The sequence below is a fragment of the Clostridium sp. B9 genome (genome assembly GCF_050509515.1).
GTDB lineage: Bacteria > Bacillota > Clostridia > Clostridiales > Clostridiaceae > Sarcina.
Window position 1 is genome coordinate 958,486 of the sequence record NZ_JBNWKA010000003.1, and the last position, 12,267, is coordinate 970,752.

At 29.1% G+C, this 12,267-nt stretch carries 11 protein-coding genes; 8 read left to right on the forward strand and 3 right to left on the reverse strand.

Annotated features, from left to right (window positions below; translation table 11 throughout):
• Positions 1 to 5: 5 nt before the first annotated feature.
• Positions 6 to 1,184, forward strand: a complete 1,179-nt coding sequence (locus tag ACQZHJ_RS04280; protein WP_430484303.1) for a hypothetical protein — start codon at positions 6 to 8, stop codon at positions 1,182 to 1,184.
• A gap of 164 nt (positions 1,185 to 1,348) precedes the next feature.
• Here the strand turns inward: ACQZHJ_RS04280 and ACQZHJ_RS04285 are convergent, their stop codons facing one another.
• The 3 genes from ACQZHJ_RS04285 to ACQZHJ_RS04295 form a co-directional block, all read right to left on the reverse strand.
• A complete protein-coding gene (locus ACQZHJ_RS04285; protein ID WP_430484304.1) occupies positions 1,349 to 3,007 on the reverse strand; it encodes a glutamine--tRNA ligase/YqeY domain fusion protein in 1,659 nt (552 codons plus the stop codon).
• A 312-nt stretch (positions 3,008 to 3,319) separates the two neighbouring features.
• Entirely contained in the window at positions 3,320 to 3,475 is a 156-nt protein-coding gene (locus ACQZHJ_RS04290) for a zinc-ribbon domain-containing protein (protein ID WP_300348435.1), read from the reverse strand.
• Between the two features lie 150 nt (positions 3,476 to 3,625).
• Complete coding sequence (locus tag ACQZHJ_RS04295) at positions 3,626 to 4,717, reverse strand: GerAB/ArcD/ProY family transporter (protein WP_430484305.1); 1,092 nt, start codon at positions 4,715 to 4,717, stop codon at positions 3,626 to 3,628.
• A 94-nt stretch (positions 4,718 to 4,811) separates the two neighbouring features.
• Here ACQZHJ_RS04295 and ACQZHJ_RS04300 point away from each other — a divergent pair, with 94 nt between their 5' ends.
• The 7 genes from ACQZHJ_RS04300 (at position 4,812) to ACQZHJ_RS04330 (ending at position 12,251) form a co-directional block, all read left to right on the forward strand.
• Positions 4,812 to 6,233, forward strand: coding sequence for a spore germination protein (locus ACQZHJ_RS04300; RefSeq protein ID WP_430484306.1), 1,422 nt, complete (start codon positions 4,812 to 4,814; stop codon positions 6,231 to 6,233).
• On the forward strand, positions 6,208 to 7,332 hold the full coding sequence (locus ACQZHJ_RS04305; RefSeq protein WP_430484307.1) for a Ger(x)C family spore germination protein: 1,125 nt from the start codon (positions 6,208 to 6,210) through the stop codon (positions 7,330 to 7,332). Before ACQZHJ_RS04300 ends, ACQZHJ_RS04305 begins: the two co-directional genes overlap by 26 nt.
• Before the next feature lie 134 nt (positions 7,333 to 7,466).
• Positions 7,467 to 8,597: an AlbA family DNA-binding domain-containing protein gene (locus tag ACQZHJ_RS04310; protein ID WP_430484308.1), complete on the forward strand. Its 1,131-nt coding sequence runs from the start codon at positions 7,467 to 7,469 to the stop codon at positions 8,595 to 8,597.
• Between the two features lie 78 nt (positions 8,598 to 8,675).
• Positions 8,676 to 9,089 (forward strand): hypothetical protein, encoded by a 414-nt coding sequence (locus tag ACQZHJ_RS04315; RefSeq protein WP_430484309.1) that lies wholly within the window; start codon positions 8,676 to 8,678, stop codon positions 9,087 to 9,089.
• A 231-nt stretch (positions 9,090 to 9,320) separates the two neighbouring features.
• Complete coding sequence (gene tyrS, locus ACQZHJ_RS04320; RefSeq protein ID WP_430484310.1) at positions 9,321 to 10,541, forward strand: tyrosine--tRNA ligase; 1,221 nt, start codon at positions 9,321 to 9,323, stop codon at positions 10,539 to 10,541.
• Positions 10,542 to 10,682: 141 nt separating this feature from the next.
• A complete protein-coding gene (locus tag ACQZHJ_RS04325) occupies positions 10,683 to 11,375 on the forward strand; it encodes a metallophosphoesterase (protein ID WP_430484311.1) in 693 nt (230 codons plus the stop codon).
• 84 nt (positions 11,376 to 11,459) lie between these two features.
• A complete protein-coding gene (locus ACQZHJ_RS04330; protein ID WP_430484312.1) occupies positions 11,460 to 12,251 on the forward strand; it encodes a GTP pyrophosphokinase in 792 nt (263 codons plus the stop codon).
• The last annotated feature ends 16 nt before the right edge of the window (positions 12,252 to 12,267 follow it).

Here is a 12,267-nt window from a genome sequence, read left to right on the forward strand (position 1 = left end):
TAAAAATGAAAAAGAAAATTTTTGGATTTATAGCTATTATTTTTGCTTTGGGAACAATTTTTTTCGGAAGAGATATAAAAGAGGAATTTATAAATCTATATATACAAAGAGAGTTTGATAAAAATAGTATTACATTAGATTTTAAAGAAAATGAGAATGAGCTTATGAAGGGGTTAAAAGACGATATTGAAAATAATGAAATATTTTTAGTTGGAGAATTTCATGCAGTTAAGAAATCAATGGAGTTAAATTTGGAATTCTTGAAATTCTTTGTTGAGAATGCAGATGTAAGATATATATTATTTGAATCAGGTTATACAACTGCACAACTATTAAATGAGTTTTTAGAAACTGGTGATTATGAAATATTAGAGTTTATAATGAGTTCTTTACATGGAACCTTTGGCTATACAGAAGAAAATTATGAACTATTATCTGGAATATATGAATTTAATAAAACTTTACCAGATGATAAGAAATTAAGTTTTGTAGGAGTAGATATAGAGCATCAACCTAATATTGCACTGAGGTATATTAATTCGCTTGTACCAAAAGAAGAAGTGCCGAAGGAAATAGAGGAGTATTTCAATTTGTTGGGAAAGACTACAATGAGTAACTTTCTTGTAAATGCAAAGAAAATTTCTAGTGGTATAGAGGAAAATAAACATATTTTTGAAGAATATTTAGGAGATAATTTTTTCGACTTTTCATTTTCAATAAATAATTTATCAATAAGTAGTCCAGGCATGGCCTTAAGAGAAAAGTATATAAAAAATAATTTTAAGGTTTTATATGAAAGGCTACCAAAAGGAAAATACTTTGGACAGTTTGGTAATATGCATGTAATGAAGTCTGGAGTTATGGATGAGAGTGATCCGGTAACATTAGCTAATTTTTTAGAAAATGAATATGAGAATACTAGGGGAAAGGTAGTAACAATGCTTTCAGCTTTAAATAATTCGTATAATATGACACCTCAAAATCATAATAATGGACCTATAAATACTTTGCCAGAAGAGTTTTTCCCAGCTGGGGGTGAAACTACATTAGTTAAGTTAAATTATGAGAATAGTCCTTTTAAAAAATATAGGTTTTTAGTTAAGGATGCACCTACAACAGAGTATTATGATTATTTTGTATTGATTAGCAATTCACCAGCTTGTAGAAGATATGAAATGAAATAACTTTAGATACAGTATAACGATATATATTTTTTATAATATAATACTTAAAGACATCTAAATTAGTAGAAACAGGAGAAGTTATAACTAAGTAAAATGAAAAAGGATTTAGTAAGCATTACTAAATCCTTTTTTTATAATATTTCTAGTTAAATAATAATAAAATACTATTTAACCTTGAATGAACTCTTTAATGAAACTATTCTGTTGAATACTAAGTTATCATCACTAGTGAACTTAGAATCAACATTGAAGTATCCATGTCTAAATAATTGATATTTATCTTGAACTTTAGCAACTTTAGCACTTGGCTCAATGAATCCGTTACATACAGTTAATGAATGTGGGTTTATTTGATCAAGGAAGTGCTTTCCTTCATTTTCTTCACAGTCATCTAAGATTAGTGGTTCGTATAGTCTAAATTCAGCAGGTATGCAGTTGTTAGCGTCAACCCAGTGGATTGTTCCTTTAACTTTTCTTCCTGTAAATCCTGATCCACTCTTAGTTTCTACATCGTAAGTACAGTGGATTTCAGTAACTTCACCATTTTCATCTTTGATAACTTCGTTACATTTTACAAAGTAAGCACCTTTTAATCTTACTTCGTTTCCTGGGAATAATCTGAAGTATTTCTTTGGAGGGTTTTCCATGAAATCTTCTCTTTCTATATAAAGTTCTCTTGAGAAAGTAACAGCTCTCTTACCAGCTGATTCATCCTTAGGATTGTTTTCTATTTCAAGAACTTCTGATTCTCCTTCAGGGTAGTTAGTTATAACTAATTTTAATGGGTTTATAACAGCCATAGCTCTTGGAGCTGTTTCTTGTAAGTCTTCTCTTATGAAATGCTCAAGCATTTGAGAATCAACAGTTGAGTCAGCTTTAGCAACTCCGATAGCTTTACAGAAGTTTCTTATTGACTTTGGAGTATATCCTCTTCTTCTAAGACCTGCAACTGTAGGCATTCTAGGGTCATCCCATCCATCAACGATTCCTTCATCAACTAATTGTTTTAATTTTCTTTTACTCATAACAGTATTAGTGATATTAAGTCTTGCAAACTCTATTTGTCTAGGAATACTTTCCATTTCACATTCTTTAACGAACCAATCATAAAGTGGTCTGTGGTCAGCAAACTCTAAAGTACAGATAGAGTGAGTTATTCCTTCTATAGCATCTTCTAGTGGATGAGCGAAGTCATACATAGGGTAGATGCACCATTTATCACCTGTGTTATGGTGACTAGCATGAGCTATTCTGTATATGATAGGGTCTCTAAAGTTTATGTTAGGTGAGCTCATATCAATTTTAGCTCTTAAAACCTTAGCTCCATCTTCAAATTCACCTTTTCTCATTCTTTCGAATAAATCTAAGTTTTCTTCAACTGATCTATTTCTGTATGGACTCTCTTTACCAGGCTCAGTAAGAGTTCCTCTATATTCTTTCATTTCTTCAGCAGTTAAGTCACAAACATAAGCTTTTCCTTTTTTGATTAAAAGAATAGCTCTTTTATACATTTCATCAAAGTAGTTTGATGCAAAATGTAATTCGCTCCAGTTGTATCCTAACCAGTTAACATCTTCTTTAATTGACTCAACATACTCTGTATCCTCTTTAGTTGGATTAGTATCATCGAATCTTAAGTTAGTTCTACCATTGAATTCTTTTCCTAATTCAAAGTTTAAAACTATTGACTTTGCATGACCTATATGTAGGTATCCATTAGGTTCTGGTGGAAAACGAGTTATTATAGTATCATGCTTTTTGCTATCTAAATCATCTATTATTATGTTTCTTATAAAGTTTGATGAGTGTTCAGCATTTGACATTGTTTATCATCCCTTTTCTCTCATTTTTATATACTCATAAATATACCATAAAAAGCTAAATCTATCTATAATATATTAAAAAATTGAGTACATAGTTTTAAATAAATATATATATAATTAAATTAAAAACTTAAACATTAGAAAAATAAAGTAATATTATTCATCAAATGGAAAATTTAATAAGTAAAGTGAGTATATATTAAATCACTTTATATAATGTTACCAAATAAGAGTGATTTTATAAATACAATGAAAAAAGTTCTGCAAAATGCAGAACTTTTAATTTATGAATAAACTTGCGTTAATTATCAATTATCTATTCATTTTTTGAGCTTTTCTTGCTTTTCTGCAAGCTGGGCATCTAACTGGATCGTTTTCGAATCCTTTTTCTTTGAAGAACTCTTGCTCTCCTACAGTGAATACGAAATCTTTTCCACAGTCTTTACATACTAAATTCTTATCTTCCATTTTTCTTTACCTCCTGTAAAATTTACTAGACCCTTTTATTTCTTAACCATATAATAAAATTTAATTTTACAGGATAGAAATAATTAATTATCTACTAAATTTTATTTTATATACTGATTATATCATATGATACAAAGAATACAATACTTTTTATCTCAAATATTTAAATTTATGTTTCCTAAAATTAGCCAGTGTGTATATGATTACAGGACAAATGAAAAATACTATTAAAATTATGTATTGGTAGTATTTTAAAAGTATAAATAATGTGTATACATTTTTAGCTGATAAATAAGAAAATATATAAACTATTGTTGATATTAAGGCCATAAAAGTTCCTTTGTGTCTTATTCTATCTTTCCATATGGTGTATAAAGAAAAAATTGTTATAAGATACTTAACAACCCATGAAAGTAGTGATGAAATCATAACAAAAATAGCACCATTTTCTACAAATCCACCAAAGTATATTCTTTGAGCCTGAACAAATTGAGGATAAAAAATATTTGATGATCTTAATGAACCTAAAGTTGATATAAGTAGTACAACAAATATTGCAACACAAATTGAAGTTAACAATATTGATGTTATAGAAACTTTTTTTAGATTTTTCTTGTCATCTATTCTTGGAAGTATAGGTAATACTATTGCTAAACTTGATAATGAACCAAGTTGAGTTATAGCACAGACTACATATTCAGAAATTCTTCTGTCTTTAAACATAGGCAAGAGTAGTGTGTAGTCTATATATTTAATATTAAGTAGTGCAAGAAGTAGATTTATTAATATAAATATACTAATAGAAACTATACATATAATTAATATACTATTGAATCTATTTTTACCGATAAAGAATACTGTGCATATAAAGAATAATAGACAATACCAAACTGGCGTTTCGGCAAATATATTAACATGTATAGAAGATGCACTTACAGAAGCTGATTCTATACATACTAATATAAGAGTTAAAGAGAATAGAATTATATATACATTTCCAAGTCCCTTTCCTAAAACAATATAGCAAGTTTCTTTGAAGTCATAATAATTTATTTTAGATATAACACTAAAAATATAAGTGCTTACAAAGAAAAAAATCACTCCTGAAGCTATAGTGAAAATCCACGAATCTCTTCCCCCCAATTTTATAAATAGAGAGGTATAACTCACTAAAGATGTACTTATTGCAGCAATGATGAAAAATATAAAATGCCTAGCACTGAGTTTTCCCACAGCTATCACCTCGTTTCTTTTATAATTTACAAAGTTTAGTATTCTCAAAATAATGAATATTAAACATAATACTAGCGGATAATATTTTTGGGTGATAAATAAGATGCAAAAGCAATTAGAATTTTTAAAAGAAAAATTAAAAGACAGTTTTGATGTCAAGTACAGGGAGGTGGAAACAGCTTTAGGACCAGCTACAATTGTTTTTATGGATGTATTATGCTCAACACAATTTATAAGTGAGTACATAATTAAACCACTTACTTTAGTTAGTGATGGAATAAAAGACGAAAATGACATTATGACTAAAGTAATAGATATAAACATAACTAACTGGTCAAAGGATAAAAATGACACATTATTACACGTTTTATCTGGAGATGTTGTAATAATATTTAAAAATCACGAAAAGGTAATTTATTGCGAAACAAAAGGATACACAAGAAGAGGTGTTGGTATTCCTATAACAGAAGCTGTATTAAAGGGACCAAGAGAAGGATTTAACGAAGCTTTTGTGGATAATGTTACATTGCTTAGAAGAAGAATTAAAAATTATAATTTAAAATTTGAGCCATTATATGTTGGAGAAGATACTCAAACAGTAGTTTGCTTATCATATATCAAAGATAAGGCTCCAACTGATTTGGTAAATGAGATAAGAGAAAAAATAAAAACATTAGATTATAAGTTTATACTTGATACCAATTATATTGAAGCCAAGATAAGAGAGGATAAAACTCCTTTCGATACAGTAGGATATACAGAGAAGGCTGATGAAGTGGCAGCAAAACTTCTAGAAGGAAGAGTAGCTGTAATAGTTGATGGAACACCATTTGTACTTACAGTACCATTTTTTTTCATAGAAAACTTTCAAACACCAGATGATTATTATCTAAATAGGTATTTTACTAATTTTACTAGAATTTTAAGGTGGATGGCATTTTTTATAGCTATGTTTTTACCCGGAATTTATGTTGCCTTAGTGACACATCATTTCTCGGTTTTACCTAGTATATTTGTTTTTAGGCTAGCTGTAGCGCGGGCAGGTGTTCCTTTCCCTATTGTAGCAGAAGTTATTATAATGATGCTTTTATTCCAAATAATTAAAGAAGCAGGATTAAGGCTTCCTCAACCAATAGGAACCTCAATGAGTTTAGTCTCAGGGTTAATATTAGGAGATGCTGCTGTAGGTGCTGGTATAGCATCAAGAATTACAATAGTAGTGGTTGCTATGAGTGCGGTTTGCTACTTTTTGATACCTAAACTTTATGGAGCAGTATCCATATGGAGTATTATTATTGTAATTACTTCAGCCTTATTTGGAATTCCTGGTTTGGTTTTGGCCGGAGTTGTTTTATTAGCTCATTTAGCTCATTTAAGAAGTTGCAAATACCCATACTTATTCCCATTAGGAACTTTAAATACATATAAATTTAAGGATATTATCATAAGAGGAAGATTAGATGAGATATCTCAAAACATAGTTAGTAAGGATGGTAGAAATGAATCTAAAGAAAGTTACAACTAGTTTATTACTAATGATAATTGCATCAACTATGTTTATTAGTTGTTATAATTATAAAGATATAAATAAAGTTACTTTTGTAACAAGTATGGTATTTGATGAAAATGAAGTTGGAAATGTAGATATATATTTAGATTGTGTAAAACCTTATAGAAGTTCAAATGAAAGTTCTGATAAGGGAAGAAGAGTGTTGTATAAAGGAACTGGAAAAACAGTTTTGGAAGCTATGAAAGAAATAAATTTATATTCTAGTAGTAAATTGGATTTTACTCAATGTAAGGGATATATATTTACAGAGAAGGCCGCTAAAAATGGAATAAAAAGATATATTGATATAATAGATAAAAATCAAGAATTTATGGTTAGACCATATATGTTTGTACTATTTGGATCTCCAGAAGAACTTTTAAATGATGTAACTGTTGATGAGGAATATTTAGGTGTATTTATTGATGAGTTAGTTCAAAGAATGAGCAAAAGTCCTAGAGTTATAGCTATAGATGCTAATGATTACCTAGAAAGCAGAACAAATTATGGAAATCTTATGGTTTTAGGTGCATTAAGTATAAGAAATGATATGGAAGAAAAACGCTTAGAGTTAAGTGGTGGTGCTTTACTAAAAAATGAGGAACTAGTTAGAAGAATAACTGCCGAAGAAGGTATGAGTTATAATCTTTTAATAGGTGAACTTAAAAAAGGTACTTTAGAGGCTATGAGTCCGCAAGATCCAAATAGTTTTGTAACATTAGATATAGCAGATGCTAAAACTAAGACATCTATAAGTTATAATGGAGAAAAGATAACTTTATATAAGGATATTACAATAAAATGCTCAATTGGAGAATCTCAATCAAGACTTATAGTAGATGAAAAACTTTTAAAACTTTTAGAAGCGGAAGAAGAGGAGACAATTAAGCAATACGTTGAACTCTTATTTAATAGTTTTAAGGAGAATGGATTAGATATTGCAAATGTAGGTAATTTATTTTATAGAAAATATCCAGATGAGTTACTATCTAAAGATCCTATAGAAATAACTGATTTATCTATAAGTGTTAATGTAGAGATTAATGGAACAACAATAACAGGAAATACTTTATAAAAGATTATATATTAAGCAATTAACTATAGCCTATGGAATATAATGTTCTATAGGCTATTTTATTGGAGATATATTATAATCATTATAAGGAAAGTTTAAAATTTTTCTAAAATGATTTAAAGAAGAGGGTTATTATGAATAATAATAAGCTAAAAAACTTATTGAAAAAAAATGAATATGAAAAACTTGATTTTAAACTGAAGTTAGAACCTTTTACAGAGGGAGCTAAAAAGGAACTTGCTAAGGATGTTTGTGCCATAGCCAATTCAAGAGGGGGAAGAGGGTATATAATAATTGGTGTTGAAGATAAGACTAAGAGGATAGTTGGCTTTGAAGAAAAGTATTTAACAGAGGAAAGACTTCAACAGATTATATCTTCAAGAATAGACCCACCAGTACCTATAAGTTTAGAAGAAAACTTTTTAGAGGGCAAAAGAATTCTTGTCATAGTTATTTATAATAGCTATCAAAAACCATATCAAGTTAGAGAAAATGGTGCCTTCTATATAAGAAGAGGGTCAACAACTGATGTTATGAGAAAGCAGGAATTATTATCAGCCTTTCAAAAAGGAATAAGCTTTAATTTAGAAACATGTCCTATTGTTAAGAGTAGTGTTGAACTTTTAAATGATGAAATATTAAGAAAGTATTTTTATCTTAAGGGGATAAAGCTAACTTCTGAAAATAAGGAGTTTTTATTAAACAGTAGTAATATTATTTACAAGAATAATATATCTGGCGAGTCTGTATGTACTTTGGGAGGATTATTAGTATTTTCTGATATGAATAATTTATATCTTCCTCATAATATAGTTAAAATAAAGAGTTTATTAAATGGTGGACAAACATTTTTAATTAGAGGGAATATTTTAGCTATGATGAAAGAGGTCGAAAGAAAGTTAAGAGAAATAGTTCCAAATGAATATCCTTTTGCTTTGATAAATGATACTGTTAGAAATATTATGCTTTATAGAGATTATTCTCAATATAATAGAATAATTGAGATTGTAATAGGAAACAAAGATTTGAGTATATATTGCCCAGGAGAAATCATTAAAAGATATAGGGATGGCAGATTTGGATATATAAGAAGGAATATGTGGATATATGAAAAGATAATTACACTAGATAGTAGAGAAGGTGAGATGAATTATAATTTAGGTGGAAAGGAGCTAAAAGAAAGTTTTAATAATGTAAAAGTTATAGAACTAAGTGATGAAGAAATAACTAAATTTATATTTAATAAATATAAAAGAATAAGTTAATAATTTCAGAAAGTTCTGAATATTATATATAAAAGGAAGTTTTTACCTGTTTTTAAATATTTATAAGGGGTGGTAAAGATGATTCAATTATTCTTAAATCAAAAAGGTGCTGGAAAAAGCAAGAATTTAATAAACTTAGCTAATGAGGAAGTTGAAAAGTCAAAGGGAAGTATTATATTTATTGATAATGACAATAGAAGAATGCTTCAATTGGACAAGAAAGTTAGATTGATACCAATGGATAATTATTGCGTAAATAACTATGAACAATTTTTGGGGTTTTTACAAGGAATAGCATCAAGAGATTATGACGTTGAAAGTATATATGTTGACAGTATTGCGGATATATTAAATAAAATTGATTTGGATGAACTTGGAAACTACTTAGAGAAGATAGAAAATATGAGTAGAGAATTAAATGTAAACGTATTTTTGAATGTTCATGGGGAAGCAAGAATTATTCCTGATAATATAAAGAAATATGTAGCATGATATTTTAGCTAGATGAGAAAATAATTTTTAGATTAATATAGATAAGCATAGAATTTTAACAATATATGAAACTATGCATAGAATAAGAACTATAATTTAAATTATAGTTCTTATTTTTTTAGTAAATCAATTGAGAATTATTATAATAAAGGATATACTATATGATATATGATATGCTAAATTTAGCACCAGCGAATAATGCTGGATTTAATTTTTTTGGAGGGATAACAAATGGCTAATGTATTAGATACGTTAATGGAACGTGGGTACATAAAACAATTTACTCATGAAGCTGAAACAAGAGAACTTTTAGAAAAGGAAAAAGTTACTTTTTATATAGGATTTGACCCAACAGCAGATAGTTTACACGTAGGACACTTTATAGCTATGATGTTCATGGCTCATATGCAAAAGGCTGGACATAGACCAATAGCTTTAATTGGTGGAGGTACTGCTACAATTGGAGATCCAAGTGGTAAGACTGACATGAGAAAAATGATGACTGATGAGACTATAGCTCATAATGTTGCTTGCATTAAAAAGCAAATGGAGAAATTTATAGATTTCTCAGATGACAAGGCTATACTTGTTAATAATGCTGACTGGTTATTAAACCAAAACTATGTTGAATTCTTAAGAGAAGTTGGAGTTCATTTCTCAGTTAACAGAATGCTTTCAGCTGAGTGTTTTAAGCAAAGACTTGAAAGAGGACTTTCATTCTTAGAGTTTAACTACATGTTAATGCAAGGATATGACTTCTACGTTTTAAATAAGAAATATAACTGTAAAATGGAGCTAGGTGGAGATGACCAATGGTCAAACATGATAGCTGGTGTTGAGCTTGTAAGAAAGAAATCACAAGAAAGTGCTTTTGCTATGACTTGTACATTATTAACTAACTCAGAAGGACAAAAAATGGGTAAAACAGTTAATGGTGCATTATGGTTAGACCCAGAAAAAACTTCACCATATGAGTTCTACCAATACTGGAGAAATGTTAATGATGCAGATGTTGAAAAATGCTTAAAATTATTAACATTCGTTCCAATGGATGAAGTAAGAAGACTTTCAAGTTTAGAAGGATCTCAAATAAACGAAGCTAAGAAAGTTTTAGCATTTGAGGTAACTAAACTTATACATGGTGAAGAGGAAGCTACTAAGGCAGGTCAAGCAGCTGAAGCTTTATTCGGAAAAGGTGGAGATATGAGTAATGTTCCAACTTACGAAATGTCAAGAGAAAAGCTAGGAACAGAGCTTTTAGACGTTTTAGTTGAAGCTGAAATCATGCCATCAAAAGCTGAAGGTAAAAGACTTGTTAAGCAAGGTGGATTATCATTAAATGGTGAAAAGGTTCAAGATTTCAAAAAGACTTTAGAAGAGTCAGACTTTGAAAATGGAGAGGTTTTAATCAAAAGAGGTAAGAAAAACTATAACAAAATAGTTTTAGTATAATACCTTTTGAACAAAGTAGGAGTGTATGGGTGAAACACCTAAATACACTCCTTTTTTATAGAGTTTAGAAAACTTGTATAGATAATTGATAAGCGTGTATAATAAAGTACTAGTAAATTAGAAGATGAAAGGTGATGAAATATGGCGTTATATGCTATTTCAGATTTGCATTTAGCACTTAATACTGATAAGCCTATGGATATCTTTGGCGATAAGTGGATAAATCATCATGAAAAGATAAAGGAAAATTGGGAAAGTAAGATTACTGAGGATGATACTGTTTTAATAGCAGGTGATATTTCTTGGTCAATGAAGTCTGATGAGAGTAAGGATGACTTAGATTGGATAAATGAACTTCCAGGAAAGAAGATAATAATTAAGGGAAATCATGATTATTGGTGGGGAAGTATAACTAAGCTAAATAGTATGTATGAAAATACTAAGTTTATACAAAATAACTTCTTTACATATAAGGATTGGGCTATATGTGGAAGTAGAGGTTGGATTTGTGAGGGGTCCGATAAATTTACTCAAAAAGATAAGAAAATTTATGATAGAGAGCAAATAAGATTAAGACTTTCTTTAGAAGAGGCTAAGAAGGCTGGTTATGATAATATAATTTGTATGGTTCATTATCCACCTACAAATGAGAAATTTGAGGATTCAGCTTTTATAGAGCTTTTCAAAGAGTTTGAAGTAGATATAGTTATATATGGTCATCTTCATGGTATGGCTCTTAGAGGAAGAGTTTTAAATGAAGAGAGAGATGGAATAGATTATAAGTTAACAAGCTGTGATTACATAGATTTTGATCCTATAAAAATTTTAGAGTAACTTTAGTTTTAATACTTTTTTTGTTATAATTATCGAGGAGAGTTTGAAAAAATTCTCTAAGAGAGTTAGGAAATAGGTGATTCTATGGCTATACAAAATTGGAAAGAATTTTTAACACCTTACGATCAAGCTGTAAATGAACTTAAGGTCAAGTTAAGAAGTATTAGAAAAGAATTTAGAAGAAAAAATGAGTATTCTCCAATAGAGTTTGTAACTGGAAGGGTAAAAGAGGTTTCTAGTATATTAGAAAAAGCAAATAAGTACAGTATTCCTATAGACAGAATTCCATATGAGATGGAGGATATCGCAGGCATAAGAATTATGTGTCAGTTTGTTGATGACATAGATACTGTTGTTAGAATAATAAGAAATAGAAAAGATATGCAGGTTCTTTATGAGAAGGATTATGTTAGTAATGTCAAGCCAAGTGGTTATAGAAGTTACCATGTGGTTATAAGATATCCTATAAATATGGCAGAAGGGCAAAGAGATATATTAGCAGAGTTTCAAATAAGAACTTTGGCCATGAATTTCTGGGCTACAATCGAACATTCTTTAAATTATAAATATAGGAAAAACTTACCGAAAGATATACAATTTAAGCTGAAGAGAGCGGCAGATGCAGCATTTATGCTAGATGAAGAAATGCTTGAGATAAAGGATGAGATAAAGGATGCTCAGACTTTATTTGAGGTTAAATCAGATATTATAACAAACATAATGAACAGCATACTAACTCTTATCTCTATAGGTAAGGTTGCAGAGGCTTCAAGATATCAGATAAGCTTAAATAAGCTTATAGAAGAAGGCGAAGTTTGGGAGCTTAATAAGCTTTTACAAGCAGTTCAAAGAGATATAGATAAGTTTAATATTTAATAGCTTTAAATACTTA